The 15,487-nt window shown below is 61.8% G+C and carries 17 protein-coding genes; 10 read left to right on the forward strand and 7 right to left on the reverse strand.

Going from position 1 to position 15,487, the window contains the following annotated elements:
- Nucleotides 1-3: 3 nt before the first annotated feature.
- The 3 genes from GSQ88_RS18225 to GSQ88_RS18235 all read right to left on the reverse strand — a co-directional run bounded on the left by GSQ88_RS18225 (nt 4) and on the right by GSQ88_RS18235 (nt 3,080).
- Entirely contained in the window at nt 4-930 is a 927-nt protein-coding gene (locus GSQ88_RS18225; protein WP_210253849.1) for a glycosyltransferase family 4 protein, read from the reverse strand.
- 103 nt (nt 931-1,033) lie between these two features.
- The gene (locus GSQ88_RS18230; RefSeq protein ID WP_159009117.1) at nt 1,034-2,635 is read right to left on the reverse strand and encodes an alpha-amylase family glycosyl hydrolase; all 1,602 of its coding nucleotides are present in this window, start codon (nt 2,633-2,635) and stop codon (nt 1,034-1,036) included.
- 127 nt (nt 2,636-2,762) lie between these two features.
- Nucleotides 2,763-3,080, reverse strand: a complete 318-nt coding sequence (locus GSQ88_RS18235; RefSeq protein ID WP_159009118.1) for a hypothetical protein — start codon at nt 3,078-3,080, stop codon at nt 2,763-2,765.
- A gap of 41 nt (nt 3,081-3,121) precedes the next feature.
- Here GSQ88_RS18235 and GSQ88_RS35295 point away from each other — a divergent pair, with 41 nt between their 5' ends.
- On the forward strand, nt 3,122-3,322 hold the full coding sequence (locus tag GSQ88_RS35295; RefSeq protein WP_210253850.1) for a hypothetical protein: 201 nt from the start codon (nt 3,122-3,124) through the stop codon (nt 3,320-3,322).
- A gap of 241 nt (nt 3,323-3,563) precedes the next feature.
- A complete protein-coding gene (locus GSQ88_RS18240) occupies nt 3,564-3,752 on the forward strand; it encodes a hypothetical protein (protein ID WP_159009119.1) in 189 nt (62 codons plus the stop codon).
- A 346-nt stretch (nt 3,753-4,098) separates the two neighbouring features.
- Here the strand turns inward: GSQ88_RS18240 and GSQ88_RS18245 are convergent, their stop codons facing one another.
- The 3 genes from GSQ88_RS18245 to GSQ88_RS18255 all read right to left on the reverse strand — a co-directional run bounded on the left by GSQ88_RS18245 (nt 4,099) and on the right by GSQ88_RS18255 (nt 5,825).
- Nucleotides 4,099-4,248, reverse strand: a complete 150-nt coding sequence (locus tag GSQ88_RS18245; protein WP_159009120.1) for a hypothetical protein — start codon at nt 4,246-4,248, stop codon at nt 4,099-4,101.
- A 10-nt stretch (nt 4,249-4,258) separates the two neighbouring features.
- Nucleotides 4,259-4,750 (reverse strand): hypothetical protein, encoded by a 492-nt coding sequence (locus tag GSQ88_RS18250; RefSeq protein ID WP_159009121.1) that lies wholly within the window; start codon nt 4,748-4,750, stop codon nt 4,259-4,261.
- A 304-nt stretch (nt 4,751-5,054) separates the two neighbouring features.
- Nucleotides 5,055-5,825 (reverse strand): enoyl-CoA hydratase, encoded by a 771-nt coding sequence (locus GSQ88_RS18255; protein WP_159009122.1) that lies wholly within the window; start codon nt 5,823-5,825, stop codon nt 5,055-5,057.
- A gap of 145 nt (nt 5,826-5,970) precedes the next feature.
- On the opposite strand from GSQ88_RS18255, the gene GSQ88_RS18260 reads away from it, so the two are divergent.
- Nucleotides 5,971-6,510, forward strand: coding sequence for a PaaI family thioesterase (locus tag GSQ88_RS18260; protein WP_159009123.1), 540 nt, complete (start codon nt 5,971-5,973; stop codon nt 6,508-6,510).
- Between the two features lie 62 nt (nt 6,511-6,572).
- Nucleotides 6,573-7,193 carry a TetR/AcrR family transcriptional regulator gene (locus GSQ88_RS18265; RefSeq protein WP_159009124.1) on the forward strand — a complete coding sequence of 207 codons (621 nt, stop codon included), beginning with the start codon at nt 6,573-6,575 and terminating at the stop codon, nt 7,191-7,193.
- Between the two features lie 11 nt (nt 7,194-7,204).
- Here the strand turns inward: GSQ88_RS18265 and GSQ88_RS18270 are convergent, their stop codons facing one another.
- Nucleotides 7,205-8,131, reverse strand: a complete 927-nt coding sequence (locus GSQ88_RS18270; RefSeq protein ID WP_159009125.1) for a LysR family transcriptional regulator — start codon at nt 8,129-8,131, stop codon at nt 7,205-7,207.
- A 98-nt stretch (nt 8,132-8,229) separates the two neighbouring features.
- Between GSQ88_RS18270 and GSQ88_RS18275 the strand changes: the two genes are divergently transcribed.
- The 6 genes from GSQ88_RS18275 (at nt 8,230) to GSQ88_RS18300 (ending at nt 15,393) form a co-directional block, all read left to right on the forward strand.
- Nucleotides 8,230-9,726: a CoA-acylating methylmalonate-semialdehyde dehydrogenase gene (locus GSQ88_RS18275; protein ID WP_159009126.1), complete on the forward strand. Its 1,497-nt coding sequence runs from the start codon at nt 8,230-8,232 to the stop codon at nt 9,724-9,726.
- A gap of 122 nt (nt 9,727-9,848) precedes the next feature.
- On the forward strand, nt 9,849-10,991 hold the full coding sequence (locus GSQ88_RS18280; protein WP_159009127.1) for an acyl-CoA dehydrogenase family protein: 1,143 nt from the start codon (nt 9,849-9,851) through the stop codon (nt 10,989-10,991).
- Nucleotides 10,991-12,085 (forward strand): enoyl-CoA hydratase/isomerase family protein, encoded by a 1,095-nt coding sequence (locus tag GSQ88_RS18285; protein WP_159009128.1) that lies wholly within the window; start codon nt 10,991-10,993, stop codon nt 12,083-12,085. Before GSQ88_RS18280 ends, GSQ88_RS18285 begins: the two co-directional genes overlap by 1 nt.
- Nucleotides 12,086-12,128: 43 nt before the next feature.
- The gene (gene mmsB / locus GSQ88_RS18290) at nt 12,129-13,016 is read left to right on the forward strand and encodes a 3-hydroxyisobutyrate dehydrogenase (RefSeq protein ID WP_159009129.1); all 888 of its coding nucleotides are present in this window, start codon (nt 12,129-12,131) and stop codon (nt 13,014-13,016) included.
- A gap of 160 nt (nt 13,017-13,176) precedes the next feature.
- Entirely contained in the window at nt 13,177-14,910 is a 1,734-nt protein-coding gene (locus GSQ88_RS18295) for an AMP-binding protein (RefSeq protein WP_159009130.1), read from the forward strand.
- Nucleotides 14,911-14,913: 3 nt separating this feature from the next.
- Nucleotides 14,914-15,393, forward strand: coding sequence for a MaoC family dehydratase (locus GSQ88_RS18300; protein ID WP_159009131.1), 480 nt, complete (start codon nt 14,914-14,916; stop codon nt 15,391-15,393).
- Nucleotides 15,394-15,487: the final 94 nt, after the last annotated feature.

Raw genomic sequence — 15,487 nt, forward strand, 5'->3', positions numbered from 1 at the left:
CTCTCAGCCAAGGATGGATCGGTACAGGGCTAAATATCGATCGGCCATGAGGTCCATCGTGAACCTCGCGGATACCGCGGCACGGCAAGCCGCCCGATCAATTTCCTCGATGCGTCCAATCGCATCGACCGCTTGATCGAGACTGTCGACCAGAAATCCGGTCACGCCATCCTCTATCAGCTCGGGCATCGATCCCCGATTGCGGGCAATGACGGGCGTTCCGCAAGCCAATGCTTCCACCACCGACAGACCGAACGGCTCGTCGAAATTGATGAGATGAAGCAGCGCGCGTGCGGAGCCCAGGGTCTTTGCGCGCATCGTCCCGCCGACCGGGCCAAGATAGACCGCCGACCCGTCGTTGAGTACGGGCACCACTTGCTCGTCATAATAATTCCGATCCTGGACGATACCGGCGATCGTCAATTTCCGTCCCGTGCGGCGTGCCGCCGCGATCGCTTCGGCTGCACCCTTGTCCGGATGAATGCGGCCGAAGAACAGCAAACCCTCGCCGACATGCGGATCAAAGGGAAAATCTTGCAGCGGAATGCCATGGTGGATCGTTGCGGCGTAACGCAAGTCCGGATGGCGATCGGCGTCGCTGATGGCGACGTAGTGGACGCGCGCTTCGTATTCCTTGTATGCGGGCAGAATGCGTGCGGACGAAAAACCGTGGATTGTCGTCACAACAGGGGTTTTGACCAGCCGCGAGAACGCGAGCGGTACGAAATCGGCTTGATTATGAATGAGATCGAACTGGTCGGCCTGTTCGAAGACATGGGCGATGTGAAGCATCTCCCATACCTTGGCGTCGATCGCGGGGTCTTCGGAATACGGAGCCGGACAGACGGCATCCAGCCTCGCTGTCGTCACGCTGTCTTTGGTCGCGAACAGGGTGACATCGACGCCGCGCGTCACCAGCGCTTCGGTCAAGAGGCTCGTCACCAGTTCCCAGGGGCCGTAATTGCGCGGCGGTGTGCGCCAGGAGATTGGCGCCAGCATAGCGATGCGCAAGATAGCGTCCCCTCTCTGTTTGCTATCGAGCCTCGAGCACGACAGCTTCGTTCGACCGTAACAGGAAGGCGACGGTTTCCACAGGCGCAGCGTCCTCGGTCGTGGACAGCAGCAACCGGCTGCCATGCGCCCAGTCCGGCAACTCGAGCCGGTGCTGTCGCTTCCCGAAGTTGAGCGCCACAATCAGCCGCTCTGAGCCGTGCCGGCGTGCGTAAATCAGTATCTCGTCTTCCGCTTTCAACAGGAGGAAGTCACCGATCGACAGTGCCGGCCAATCTCGCCTAAGCGCCAGCAAACGGCGATAGAGCATCAGGATCGATCGAGGTTCTTCCGTCATACGCATCACATTGCGCGTCCGCCAGTCGTCATTAAGCGGCAGCCATGGCTTGGCCCGAGTGAAGCCAGCATTATCGCTGTCATCCCACGGCATCGGCGTTCGCACGGGGTCGCGGCCCAGCGCCAGGCCGGGCTGACGCAACTCGTGCGGATCTTGCACCTGCGACGGTTCGATCGCGACATCGCTCAGGCCCAGTTCGTCGCCGTAATAGAGCGTGGGCGTGCCGCGGAGCGTCAGCAACAACACCGCCGCAACGCGGGCCTGGGCCTGTCCGCGCTTGGCCGCAACGCGCGGCCGGTCATGGTTGCCGAGCACCCAGTTGGGCCCACCGCCCGGCGGCAGCGCGGCCTCATAGCCGGTGATGACCGCTGCCAGCGAACGCGCCCGCCACGGTGTATCGATGAGCTGGAAATTGAACGGCAGATGCATCTCGGGGCGTTCGCCGCCGTAATAGTGCATCAGCCGGTCGACCGGCAGATAAATTTCGCCGATCAGAACCCGCTCACCGTGACCCCTGGCGCCATAGCTATCGGCGATTTCGCGCATCTCGGCGGCGATCAGATGCACCTCGGGCTGGTCGGTCGAATGGAGTTGAAGCAGGCGGTGCATGTCGCCCATCCCGGGCCGATAGTTCGGGTTCGGTGGATTGTCCGGAAAATCCGCAGCCTTCAGCAGATGCCACAGCACGTCGATGCGGAAGCCATCCACGCCGCGGTCGAACCAGAAACGTAACACGTCGTACATTGCCGTTTGCACGCCCGGATGACGCCAGTTGAGGTCCGGCTGCTGCTTCAAGAATGCGTGATAATAATATTGTCCGGTGACTTCATCCCATTCCCATGCTGAACCGCCGAAATCGCTGATCCAGTTATTGGGCGGTCCGCCGTCAGCCGCAGGGTCGTGCCAGATGTACCAGTCTCTCTTCTGATTTTCTCGCGAGGCGCAGCTCTCAACGAACCATGGATGCTGGTCGGAACTGTGGTTGGGCACGAAGTCGAGCAGAACCTTTAGACCCCGCCGATGGGCTTGCCCAAGCAGGTCGTCGAAGTCAGCCAGCGTACCGAAACGGGGATCGACGTCGCAATAGTCGGATATGTCATAGCCGAAGTCGACCATCGGCGACGAGTAAATCGGACAGATCCAGATGGCGCCGACACCAAGGCCGGCAAGATAATCGAGCCGCCGCTCTATTCCTTTGAGGTCGCCAATGCCGTCGTCGCCAGTGTCCTGAAATGAGCGCGGATAGATTTGATAGATCGCGCTCGTCTGCCACCAAAGCGAAGTCATGCAACATCCGATTCAGCCATAAAGATCTCAATCTCTGCCGGTTGCGATCGAAAGTCGATGACCTTCTATACTCCTCTCGTATTTAGGATCTAACAGTACCTATGAGCTGGCTACTCGGTCCAGAGGTTCAAGAAAAACACTTGCCGTAGGGGCGTTGCCGACGTTGTCCTACCGCTGGCACCTTGGCAATTATTTCCGAATAAACGAAAACCAGTTTGGGTCGTTCACAAGACCATCGTTTCGATGGCGTGCTGCCAGGCATCGTTATCGGCAACGCTTTCTGTTCTAGGTCATCGACCAGCGCCGTTAAGGCCGAAGAAGCATCGACCATTTGGTTACTTTCGGCGCCGAACGACTTCAGTGTTTGAAGAAAATCCCGGAGCTTTTGAGCCACGTCCTCTGGCGGTAACTCAGCCGCCGCGACTTCTCCGATTAAATTGCTCATTGGACCCCACGGTCCTCTAGGATGATGAAATAGGTCGCGCCTTGGCTATTCAAATCCCGCGCGCTTTATTATTCTACGGCCACATCATCCGAGCGTCCGCCACCTACCGCTCGCCAGGAACGGACATTCCCATGAACGACCGCTTCGCGCCAACAGCGGCCGTTGCCGACGAACAATCTAACCTTAAGGCGGTCTATTTTGTAACAGCCACCGGACGGCGAATCCGGGATCCGAGCACGTGACTTTTAATCATGGGGTCGTGGGTTCGAGTCCCACCGCGCTCACCAAAAAACTCACAACCGCGCCGGTTTTTTTAATCAATCAACGTTTGAATTGGTACTCGCTCAACCTGAGGTGGGAATTAGTCTGCGATCTGAAAAAACAGGTGCTGACTAGCCAGCAAGGTGGAAGTGGCTGTGCGCCGGCCACCAGAATCAGCGCCTGCCCTTGACGGCCGGCCCACATCAGCCAAACCCGGCGTTCATGGCCATTCTAGAAACCGTCACCACCGTTGAACGCCGCTGCGAGGGGCTGACGATCAGCGACATCCCGCCCTATCGCTGCACCACCAGCGCAACCGCCGACCGGCGAGGCCGGGCGGTGTGTGCGAGCCATGCCCGCGCCCTGCGCATCCGCTGGTTTGATGATGACGATTTGCTCCAATGGTTTTAGCGACGCCCCGACGCGGCCGAGCCGGCGCAGAATGGGAACGGGCAGGCGCGCCGGGGCCGACCGGCACGCTTGTGGCGGAAAACGCCCCTCCCAAGTACCGCGCGAGCTGTGAATAGCGGTATTCCATCCGCCGCAGCCTCGCTTACCCGACACAATGGGTTTGGCTCGTTGCCGTGCCTCGGGAAATAATGTTTCCATTGCCTTCTCGTTGTCAATATGTCTTGCCGCGATTGACCGGCATTTTAGCGCCTGGCCTCGGTTTCACGCGATGGCATCTGACGTGTAGCCAGCCATAGCCGCCGTTGAGGCATTGCGCGCTCGTTGGCAACGGTGCGCCGAGAAGCTGTTAGCGCTTCGATTTCTTCTTTGCCTTCTTGGCTTTTTTCGCCTTCTTCGGCATCATTTTCTTGACGGCCTTCTTCGCTTTTTTAGCCAGAGATTTTGCGGCCTTAACGACGCGTTTCTTAACTGACGTCTTCTTTGATTTCTTAGCCATGTCGATTCCTTCAGTGTTTGGATTTCTTGGATTTCTTAGACTTCTTCTTTTTTACCGTCTTTTTGGCAGACGATTTCTTCGCCGCTTTTTTCGCCTTTTTGGCCGTTTTCTTCACGGCTTTCTTGGCGGCTTTCTTTGCAGTTTTCTTCGGGGCCTTGGCAGCTTTCGCAACCGCTTTAGCGGCTCGCTTAACGGGCTTCGGGGTGCGACTAACGACCGCCTTCTTCGCGCGCTTGGCAACCGCTTTTACAGCGGTCTTGGCGAGTTCGCCCGCCGCGTCTGCGACCACGTCGGTCATCTGATCGACTAGCGGTTTATCTTTTTCGTCGTCCATGATCGGTTCTTCCTTCGCAGGTTGAGGAACTGTGGCGAGCGGCGTCAAGAGAGGGTCCGGATAGTCGAGCGGGACGCCAGTTATGAGCTTCGCCGCATCAATCGCGATGCTTGCCAACGTCGTCACTAGATTGGGGTTCTTTCCCTCATCCTTCTCGTCAGGTTCCATTAATCGGCATACTCCGCGATTGAGCGTAAACGATTCGCATTCGGACCCTGATGTGCGAAACGCGCTTATGTTGCCGTACAGTGCGCTTATACACGAATAGAGGATCGTTAGAACGCTGGCCCGCGCGAACGGAGTTGCAAAGCATAACTCGCCCCCTGTTCGGTCGCAGTATCATAATATTGCTAATCTGCACGAACGAGAGGGCGGATTACGCTAACGCTAATCCGCCCTACGGCTTGTCATCAGACGCGCACTCGCGCGACCCGGTGGCGGATGATGACGGCTCGTTCTGTTCGTTCCGAACTCACCGCTTCCGGTTGACAAAACCCTGCATCAGCCGCTGCGGCTCGCCGCCGATGAACGACTGCCCGAACACGCCGATACTGAGATCGACGGATTCCTTCAGCGGCAGTTCCTCCCATTGCCGCAGCAGGGCCTTTTGCGCGCGCAAGGCGCCGGGGCCGCATTCCAGCAGCATCGCGATGGTGCGCTCGACCGCGGCATCGAGGCCGCCCTGCGGCGCCATCACGTCGATCAGGCCCCAGGCCAGCGCGGTTGGGGCATCGATGTTTTCGGCCGTCATCAACAGCCAGCGCGCGCGGCCCCAACCGATCAGCCGCGGCAACAGCGCGGCATGAATCACCGAGGGGATGCCGACCCTCACTTCCGGCATGCCGAATTTGGCGTCGTGGGCGGCGACCCGGAAATCGCAGGCGGCTGCGACCTCAAGACCGCCGCCGAGACACCAGCCCGGCATCCGCGCGATCACCGGGCCCGGAAACGCGCGCACGGCTTCGCAGAGGTCGCGCAGACCGGTGATGAATTTCTCCGCCGATTTCTGGTCGAGGGCCGCCATTTCCTTGATGTCGGCGCCGCCGATCATGCTCTTTTCGCTTTGGCCCGCCAGCACCAGCACGCGAATGTCCTCGTCCTTTGCCAGCGTTTCCAGCCCTTCGCGGACGGCGTTGATGACCGGCGTCGAGAGGATGTTGAGCGAGCCGGCATTGCTGATCGTCAGGCGGACGACGCCGCGCGGGTCGCGATCGACGCCGCAATGAGGGTTGAGCATTTCCATGGCAGATTCCAGGCACAATGAGTTGGATCGCGCCACTTCCCGGACAAAGCGTCGCCTTGTCAAGGGTCGCCAACACCGTCACGTCCGTTGCGGACCGGCGATCGCTTCATTAATATGATGGACATAATTTAATGGAGTAGCGCTCATGAGCACCGCGGATATTGTGAACCTGTTCTCGGCCGCCGAGCGCCGGGAGCGCGTGGTCGACTGGCAGGCGCCCGGAGCGGTCGCCAAGGCCGCGGCCGCGATGTCCGGACTGGAGGCGATGTGCGCGATCCGCGACGGTATCCTGCCGCCCCCGCCGATGGCGCGATTGATTGGCTTTCGGCTTCGTATCGCCGAGCCCGGCCGGATCGTGATGGAACTCGATCCGCATGAAAGCCTGGAGAACACCATCGGGCTGCTGCACGGGGCGACCGCCGCGGCGCTGCTCGACACCGCCATGGGCTGCGCGATCTCGACCATGCTGCCGGCCGGGCAGGGCTCGGTCACCCTCGACCTCAAGCTGACCTATTTGCGGCCGCTCTCGGTGCGATCGGGCACGATCTCGGCGGAAGGAAAACTCGTCAAGCTCGGCCGCCAGAGCAGTTATGCCGAAGGCTTCGTGCGCGACGGGGCAGGCCATCTTGCGGTGCACGCCACCGCGACGTTCTCGATGATCGGCGAGCCGGCAAAAGCGAAATAAATCGGGCTTTTCTCGGTCATATCTGCTATTATATGACCCTGAACATCTTATAGGACTACGCGATGCGCTATTCCAGGGAACACAAGCTCGAAACCCACGAGCGGATCGTCAAGCGGGCCTCGGTGCGGCTGCGCGAGAAGGGCGCCCATGGCATCGGCGTCGCCGATCTGATGAAGGACGCCGGCCTCACCCATGGCGGGTTCTATGCCCATTTCGATTCGCGGGAAGCGCTGGTGATCGAGGCTTTTGCCCATGCCATGGATCGCTCCACCGAACGCTGGCGCAAGCTCGGCGAGTCCACGCCGCCGGAACAGCGCCTGACGACCATCGTGGATTCCTATCTGTCGCCGGTACATCGCGACAACCCTGGTCAGGGCTGCGCGGTCCCGACGCTGGGGGCGGAAATCGCCCGCGAGAGCCCCAAGACCCGCCGGGCGTTCGCCGCCAAGCTGGAGCAGATGATCGACGTGTTCGCGGACCAGATTCCCGATGTCTCGCGCAAGGCCGCACGCCAGCAGGCGACGGCTGCGCTCGCGACCATGATGGGGACGATGGTGATGGCCCGCGTCGCCGGCACCGGCGAGTTCTCCGAAGAGATTCTCGCCGCCGGACGCGAGGCCGTGCTCGGCCGCGCCGCGGCGCCAAAGCCGACGGCCAGGAAATCCGCCCGCAAGCCAAATTAGACCAAGCCACATTAAACGCTGCCTGAGGGCCCGCCGAACAGCGGACGTTCGGCTTCCACCGTTTCATAGATGTAATCGGCGACCGCGCGAATCCGGGCCAGATCCTTGCTGTCGGCATGCATCAACAGCCAGAATGTACGCGAGATCGAGATTTCCGCCGGCAATACCGGGCACAGTTCAGGATGCGCCGTCGCCATGAAGTGTGGCAATACCGCGATACCAAAACCCGCGATGGTGGCGTTGAGCTGCGCAATCAGATTGGCGCTGCGGAATTTGGCGGAAACCTTCGGCGAGACCTGCGGCAGATAATCCAGTTCGGGCGTGAACAGCAGGTCTTCGATGTAACCGACAAAACGATGCCCGGCGAGGTCGCTGCGGGTCGCGATCCCATGGGTGCGGGCGAGATAGCTACGGGTGGCGTAAAGTCCGAGGCGATAATCCAGCAGCTTGCGCCCGACGATTCGTCCTTCCTTCGGCATCGACAGGCTGATCGCGATATCGGCCTCGCGCTTCGACAGGCTGAACAGACGGGCCGTCGCGACCAGTTCGAGATCGAGATCCGGGTAGCGTTCGACAAATTTCACCAGCCGCGAGGCGAGGAAATGGCTCCCGAAGCCGTCGGGCGCGCCGATCCTGACCGTCCCGGTCAGATGGGCGCGCGAGCCGCCGACGGCTTCCTGGTTGGCGACGATGGTGGATTCCATCGCCTCGGCGCTGTCGGCGACGCGCTGGCCCGCTTCGGTCAAGAGGTATCCGGTCTTGCGGCGATCAAACAGTTTTGCGGAAAGGTGCCGTTCCAGCCGGTCGACACGGCGGATCACTGTGGCATGATCGACGGCCAGCTGCTTTGCCGCGGCGGAGACCGATCCGCCGCGCACAATCGCTAGCACGAAACGAAAATCGTCCCAATCGATCGTTCCTCGACCTTGATCCTGCATTTTCGCACATCTATCGTGCAATATATCGCACTTGTTTCCTATAAAATGCAGGTCAAAAGGATTTGTAAAGCGATCTAGTTCGGACCAGGGAGGAATTCATGCGCTCAATTGGACATTTCATCGGCGGCCGCGAGGTCGCGGGCACGTCGGGACGCACCGCGGATGTCTTCGAGCCGATGACCGGCGACGTCCAGGCCAAGGTGGCGCTGGCCTCCAAGGCCGAACTCCGGGCCGCGGTCGAGAACGCCAAGGCGGCACAGGAAGCGTGGGCGAACACCAACCCGCAGCGCCGCGGCCGCATCATGATGAAGTTCCTCGAACTGGCCCAGCGCGACTACGACAAGCTCGCCGACGTGCTGGCGCGCGAGCACGGCAAGACTGTTCCCGACGCCAAGGGCGATATCCAGCGCGGCCTCGAAGTGGTCGAATTCGCCTGCGGCATTCCGCATCTGATGAAGGGTGAATATACCGAAGGCGCGGGGCCGGGCATCGACATCTATTCGCTGCGGCAACCGCTCGGCGTGGTCGCGGGCATCACGCCGTTCAATTTCCCGGCGATGATTCCGATGTGGAAATTTGCCCCGGCGATCGCCTGCGGCAATGCGTTCATCTTGAAGCCGTCGGAGCGCGATCCCGGCGTGCCGATGATGCTGGCGCAACTGATGATCGAGGCCGGCCTGCCGGCCGGCATTCTCAATGTCGTCAACGGCGACAAGGAAGCGGTCGATGCCATCCTCGACGATCCCGATATCAAGGCCATCGGCTTTGTCGGCTCGTCGCCGATCGCGCAATATATCTACGAGCGGGCCGCCGCGACCGGCAAGCGCTGCCAGTGTTTTGGCGGCGCCAAGAACCACGCCATCATCATGCCGGATGCCGACATGGATCAGGCGGTCGATGCCCTGATCGGCGCCGGCTACGGCTCCGCCGGCGAGCGCTGCATGGCGGTCTCGGTCGCGGTGCCCGTCGGCAAGACCACAGCCGACCGGCTGATGGAGAAGCTTATTCCGCGGGTCGAGAGCCTGAAGATCGGCACCTCGATCGATCCGTCGGCCGATTTCGGCCCGCTGGTCACCGCGGAGGCGGTCGCCAAGGTCAGGAACTACATCGATATCGGCGTCAAGGAAGGCGCGACCCTGGCGGTCGATGGCCGCGGCTTCAAGATGCAGGGCTATGAGAAGGGCTTCTATCTCGGCGGCTGCCTGTTCGACAACGTCACCAAGGACATGCGCATCTACAAGGAAGAGATCTTCGGCCCCGTGCTCTCGGTGGTCCGCGCCAAGGACTATGCCGAGGCGCTGGCGCTGCCGTCGGATCATGACTACGGCAACGGCGTTGCGATCTTCACCCGCGACGGCGACGCCGCGCGCGATTTCGCCGCCAAGGTCAATGTCGGCATGGTCGGCATCAACGTGCCGATCCCGGTGCCGATCGCCTATTACACTTTCGGTGGCTGGAAGAAGTCCGGCTTCGGCGATCTCAATCAGCATGGTCCGGATTCGATCCGCTTCTACACCAAGACCAAGACCGTGACCTCGCGCTGGCCTTCCGGTGTCAAGGAAGGCGCGGAGTTCTCGATCCCGACGATGAACTGACGCGAAACCAGAGCGTCATTGCGAGCGTAGCGAAGCAATCCAGAGCCGCAAGTAAGAGCTGGATTGCTTCGTCGCTATCGCTCCTCGCAATGACGACAGGATGTGATGAGCACGGATAACGGATGCAATTCGCTCTCAGCGAGGATCAGCTTGCGGTTCGCGACATGGCGCGGGACTTTGCCGCGGAAAAAATCGCGCCGCATGCGGTCCGCTGGGACGAGGAGAAGTATTTTCCGGTCGAGGTGATGCGGGAGGCCGCTTCCCTTGGGATCGGGGGCGTCTACATCCGCGAGGACGTCGGCGGCTCGGCGCTGACCCGGTTCGACGCGGCGCTGATCTTCGAGGCGCTGGCGCAGGGGTGCCCGACGGTGTCGGCTTTCATCTCGATCCACAACATGGCGTCGTGGATGATCGATGCGTATGGCAACGAACCGCAGCGGCAGCAATGGCTGCCGAGACTGTGCACGATGGAGCTGCTCGCAAGCTACTGCCTGACCGAGCCTGGTTCGGGCTCGGACGCGGCGGCGCTGCGCACCCGCGCCGTGCGCGACGGCGACCATTATGTGCTCAACGGCCAAAAACAATTCATCTCCGGGGCCGGCCGCGGCGATCTCTATGTCGTGATGGTACGGACCGGCGGCGATGGACCCGGCGGCATCTCGACCCTGGTGGTCGAGGGCGACACGCCGGGGCTTTCCTTCGGCGCCAACGAACGCAAGATGGGCTGGAACGCGCAGCCGACCCGCGCGGTGATGTTCGAGAATGCCCGCGTGCCCGTCGCCAACCGGCTCGGCGATGAAGGTATCGGCTTCAAGATCGCGATGGCCGGGCTCGATGGCGGGCGCATCAATATCGCGGCCTGTTCGCTCGGCGGCGCGCAATGCGCGCTCGACAAGTCGCTCGCCTACATGAAGGAGCGCAAGGCGTTCGGAAAACGGCTCGACGAATTCCAGGCGCTGCAATTTCGGCTCGCGGACATGGCGACCGAGCTGGAAGCGGCGCGGACCTTTGTCTGGCGCGCGGCCGCAGCCCTCGACCGTAGGGATGCCGACGCCACCATGCTGTGCGCGATGGCCAAGCGTTTCGGGACCGACGTCGGCTTCGAAGTTGCCAACCAGGCGCTGCAACTGCACGGCGGTTACGGCTATCTCAGCGAATACGGCATCGAGAAGATCGTGCGCGACCTGCGCGTGCACCAGATCCTCGAAGGCACCAATGAAATCATGCGGCTGATCGTGTCGCGCAAGCTGATCGAGGGCGCGTGATGACGGCCAGCACTGCTGCGGTCGCCGATGTGGAAGGCGATCTGATCGTCCGGCGCGAGGGCTCGGCCGGCATCATCCGGCTCAATCGTCCGAAAGCGATCAATGCCCTGACCCTTGAAATGTCCGAAGGCATCGATGCGGCGCTGGACCAATTCGAAGCCGATCCGGCTGTCGCGGTCGTGGTGCTGGAAGGCGCCGGCGAACGCGGGCTATGCGCGGGCGGAGACATCCGCGGGCTGTATGAGAGTTCGCGGGCCGGCGGCGATCTCGGCAAGCGGTTCTGGCGCCAGGAATACCTCATGAATGCGCGGATCGCGAAGTTTCCAAAGCCGTATGTCGCGTTCATGGACGGTCTGGTGATGGGCGGCGGGGTCGGTTTGTCCGGGCATGCACGGCACCGCGTCGTCACCGAGAAGACAAAGCTCGCAATGCCCGAGGTCGGTCTTGGCTTTTTCCCCGATGTCGGTGGCACCTGGCTGCTGTCGCGTTCGCCCGGCGAGATCGGCACTTATTTCGGATTGACCGGCCAGACCATGAATGGCCCCGATGCGATCCATGCCGGTTTTGCCGATGCCGTGGTGCCCTCGGCCAAATTGGCCGCGCTGCGCGAGGTCCTCACCAAGGTTCGTCCCGGCACGGTGTCCAGCGAGATCGCGCTTTTGATCGACGGGTTTGCGCTTCGAGAGGCCGCGGGCCCCGTGGCTGCGATGCAATCGAACATCGACGCCTGGTTTGGCTATGATCGGATGGAAGATATCGTCGCCGCCTTGCAGCGCGACGGTTCGGAGCTCGCGGGTTCGACGCTGAAGACATTGAACGAGAAATCGCCGCGCGGCATGGTGGTGACGCTGAAGCTGTTGCGGCTGGCGCGAACATCGTCTTCGCTGCAACAATGCCTGACGCGGGAATATCGCGCGGCGCTGCAAGTCTTTGCCAGCGACGATTTTCGCGAGGGGGTACGCGCCGCCGTCATCGACAAGGACCGCAATCCGCGCTGGTCGCCGGCGCGCATCGAAGACGTGACACCTGAAATGCTGGCGCCGTATTTCGCTGACATCGGCGCCGACGAATTATTATTCGATCAACTAAAATAAAGCGCGCAAAACACAAGGGCGCTTCACGCGGAGGAAATTCGAAATGGCACATATCGCATTCATCGGGCTCGGCAATATGGGCGGACCGATGGCCGTCAATCTGGTCAAGGCCGGCCACAAGGTCACAGCCTTCGATCTGGCGGCGGCTTCGCGCGAGCAGGCCAGGAGCGACGGCGCTTCGATTGCCGAAACCGCGGTCGGCTCGGTCAAAGGCGCCGATGTCGTCATTACGATGCTGCCCGCGGGCAAGCATGTGCTGTCGGTGTGGAACGAGGTGATTTCGTCGATGGGCAAGGGCGCCCTGATCATCGACTGTTCGACCATCGACGTCGAAAGCGCCAAGCAGGCGCATGCGCTGGCGGCCAAACACGGCATCGCCTCGGTCGATGCGCCGGTGTCCGGCGGCACCGGCGGCGCCAAGGGCGCGACCTTGACCTTCATGTGCGGCGGCGAGGACAAGGCGTTCGCGGCGGCAAAGCCCGTGCTGGATAAGATGGGCAAGAAGATCGTGCATTGCGGCGGCGGCGGCGCGGGGCAGGCGGCCAAAATCTGCAACAACATGATTCTCGGCATCTCCATGATCGCGGTCAGCGAGGCGTTTGCGCTGGCCGAAAAACTCGGATTGTCGCATCAGGCGCTGTTCGACGTTGCTTCGACCTCGTCGGGGCAATGCTGGTCGCTGACGACCTATTGCCCGGTGCCGGGTCCGGTGCCGACGTCACCCGCCAATAACGACTACAAGCCCGGCTTCGCCTCGGCGCTGATGGTGAAGGACCTCACCTTGGCGCAGGACGCCGCCAAGGCCGCCGGTGCCGCGACCCCGCTCGGCAAGCACGCGCAGGAGATTTACAAGGCGTTCGATGCGGCTGGGCATGGCGGAGTGGACTTTTCGGGAATCGTGCAGCACGTGCGCGAGTTGGCGGGAAAGTGAGCGGAGACGTCATCCTTGAAACAGTTGCGCCGTCATCCTGAGGAGCTGCGCTCTTCGCGCAGCGTCTCGAAGGATGGCCACAGGTACTAAACTCCATCCTTCGAGGCTCGCAAGAGCTCGCACCTCAGGATGACGGCGGTGAAATAGTCGGGAGCTAGCCATGACCACATTCCAGGACGCGCGGGCTTTCCTCTTGAAACACCGCTCCGACTACGACACCGCGGTGAAAGGGTTCCTCTGGCCCGACCCGGTGCCGTTCAACTGGGCGCTGGACTGGTTCGACGCCGAGCTGGCGCGCAACGCCGACAGCAGGGATCGGGCCGCGCTGTGGATCGTCGATGCCGCCAGCAGCCGCGAGACCAAATTGTCATTCGCGGTGTTGTCGCGCCGTTCCAATCAGGTGGCAAACTTCCTGCGTGCGCAGGGCCTCAAGCGTGGCGATCATCTCTTGCTGTTGCTGGGCAATGTCGTGCCGCTGTGGGAGACCATGCTGGCGGCGATGAAGCTCGGCGTGGTGGTGATCCCCGCAACCACGCTGCTGACGCCGGATGAGCTGCACGACAGGCTCGATCGCGGCCGCGCCAAGGTCGTGGTCGCGTCACAGGATCAGGTCGCGAAGTTTGCAGCGCTCGGCGGCGACAAGCTGATCCGCATCGTGGTCGGCGCGGCGTCAAGCCATGAAGGCTGGTTGCCGTTCGAGCAGGCCGCGAGCTTCCCGGAAGACTTCAAGCCGGATGGCACGACGAATGCCGAAGATCCGATGCTGCTGTATTTTACGTCCGGCACCACCGCAAAACCAAAGCTGGTGCGGCACAGCCAGCGCAGCTACCCGGTCGGCGGTCTCTCCACGATGTACTGGCTGGGCCTGCAACCCGGCGACGTCCACCTGAACATTTCCTCACCGGGATGGGCCAAGCATGCCTGGAGCTGCCTCTTCGCGCCCTGGAATGCCGGCGCCACGGTGTTCGTGGTCAACCAGCCGCGTTTCGACGCCAAGGGGTTGCTGGCGACCATCGGCCGCTGCCGCGTCACCACGCTGTGCGCGCCGCCGACGGTGTGGCGGCTGTTCATCCAGGAGAAGCTCGCGGACTTCAAGGTCAGCTTGCGCGAGGTCTGCGGCGCCGGCGAGCCGCTCAACCCGGAAGTGATCGACCAGGTGAAGGCGGCCTGGGGCCTGACCATCCGCGACGGCTACGGCCAGACCGAGACCACGGCGTTGGCCGGCAATTCGCCGGGGCAGCCGGTGAAGATCGGATCGATGGGCCGGCCGTTGCCCGGTTATCGCGTACAGATCACCGACAGCGACGGCCACGTCACGAGAGAAGGCGAGGTCAGTCTGCTACTCGGGGCTGATCGGCCTGCCGGTCTGATGCAGGGCTATCAGGGCGACGACGGCAAATTGAGCGGCGCCGATGGCGATATCTACCGCAGCGGCGACGTGGTGTTTGTCGACGACGAGGGTTACCTCACATTCGTCGGCCGCTCCGACGACGTGTTCAAGTCGTCGGACTATCGCATCAGCCCGTTCGAGCTCGAAAGCATCCTGCTCGAGCACGACGCGGTCGCGGAGGCCGCTGTCGTGCCCAGCCCCGATCCGATCCGGCTCGCGATCCCGAAGGCCTATGTGCTGCTGGTATCGGGCAACGAACGATCGGCGCAAACCGCGCTGTCGATCTTCAAGCATCTGCACGCGCGGCTCGCGCCATTCAAGCGGATCCGCAAGATCGAGCTGGTGACCGAATTGCCGAAGACGATCTCCGGCAAGATCCGCCGCGTGCAGCTGCGCCGGCTTGAACATGAAAATGATCGCGGTGACGCCTTGCGCGGCGAGGAATTTCGTGAAGAGGATTTTCCGGAGCTGCAAAAGCTGCGCACCACCGGATCGGAGAGTTGACGAATGAATGAAGTCTGGAAGAAGCCGCCGGTTTCGCTGGAGGCCTATCAGGAGATGGTGGGCCGGGAGATCGGCGTATCGTCATGGCATATCGTCGATCAGACGCGGATCGACAGCTATGCCGACGTGATCGAGGATCATCAGTTCATCCATGTCGATCCGGAGCGCGCGAAAAAGGAGACCGCGTTCGGCACCACCATCGCGCACGGCTTCCTGACGATGTCGCTGCTGAGCATCATGTCGTATGAGGTGATGCCGGTGATCTCGGGCACGACGATGGGCGTCAATTACGGCTTTGATAAACTGCGCTTCATCTCGCCGGTGCGCTCGGGATCGCGGGTCCGCGGCCGCTTTACCCTGGCGGAAGCGACCCTGCGCAAGCCCAAGGAATTGCAATCGCGCACCCATGTCACCGTCGAGATCGAAGGCGAGGAAAAGCCCGCGCTGGTGGCCGACTGGATCGGGTTGATGTATCTTGCCTGACCGTTGCTCCAGCCTTCGTTGCCGGGCTTGACCCGGCAATCCATCGCTGCTCAAAAACGCTTTGATTTTGATGGATGGCCGGGTCAAGCCCGGC

The organism is Bradyrhizobium sp. S69 (assembly GCF_009766005.1).
Classification (GTDB): domain Bacteria; phylum Pseudomonadota; class Alphaproteobacteria; order Rhizobiales; family Xanthobacteraceae; genus Bradyrhizobium.

Excerpts from the sequence above, each read along its gene's own strand:
- GSQ88_RS18275 (WP_159009126.1), top strand. The coding sequence starts at position 8,230 with ATGCGCTCAATTGGACATTTCATCGGCGGCCGCGAGGTCGCGGGCACG.
- GSQ88_RS18285 (WP_159009128.1), top strand. The coding sequence starts at position 10,991 with ATGACGGCCAGCACTGCTGCGGTCGCCGATGTGGAAGGCGATCTGATC.
- GSQ88_RS18250 (WP_159009121.1), bottom strand. The coding sequence starts at position 4,750 with ATGGAACCTGACGAGAAGGATGAGGGAAAGAACCCCAATCTAGTGACG.
- GSQ88_RS18265 (WP_159009124.1), top strand. The coding sequence starts at position 6,573 with ATGCGCTATTCCAGGGAACACAAGCTCGAAACCCACGAGCGGATCGTC.
- GSQ88_RS18230 (WP_159009117.1), bottom strand. The coding sequence starts at position 2,635 with ATGACTTCGCTTTGGTGGCAGACGAGCGCGATCTATCAAATCTATCCG.
- GSQ88_RS18245 (WP_159009120.1), bottom strand. The coding sequence starts at position 4,248 with ATGGCTAAGAAATCAAAGAAGACGTCAGTTAAGAAACGCGTCGTTAAG.
- GSQ88_RS18235 (WP_159009118.1), bottom strand. The coding sequence starts at position 3,080 with ATGAGCAATTTAATCGGAGAAGTCGCGGCGGCTGAGTTACCGCCAGAG.
- GSQ88_RS18280 (WP_159009127.1), top strand. The coding sequence starts at position 9,849 with ATGCAATTCGCTCTCAGCGAGGATCAGCTTGCGGTTCGCGACATGGCG.
- mmsB (WP_159009129.1), top strand. The coding sequence starts at position 12,129 with ATGGCACATATCGCATTCATCGGGCTCGGCAATATGGGCGGACCGATG.
- GSQ88_RS18270 (WP_159009125.1), bottom strand. The coding sequence starts at position 8,131 with ATGCAGGATCAAGGTCGAGGAACGATCGATTGGGACGATTTTCGTTTC.
- GSQ88_RS18240 (WP_159009119.1), top strand. The coding sequence starts at position 3,564 with ATGGCCATTCTAGAAACCGTCACCACCGTTGAACGCCGCTGCGAGGGG.
- GSQ88_RS18255 (WP_159009122.1), bottom strand. The coding sequence starts at position 5,825 with ATGGAAATGCTCAACCCTCATTGCGGCGTCGATCGCGACCCGCGCGGC.
- GSQ88_RS18300 (WP_159009131.1), top strand. The coding sequence starts at position 14,914 with ATGAATGAAGTCTGGAAGAAGCCGCCGGTTTCGCTGGAGGCCTATCAG.
- GSQ88_RS18295 (WP_159009130.1), top strand. The coding sequence starts at position 13,177 with ATGACCACATTCCAGGACGCGCGGGCTTTCCTCTTGAAACACCGCTCC.
- GSQ88_RS18260 (WP_159009123.1), top strand. The coding sequence starts at position 5,971 with ATGAGCACCGCGGATATTGTGAACCTGTTCTCGGCCGCCGAGCGCCGG.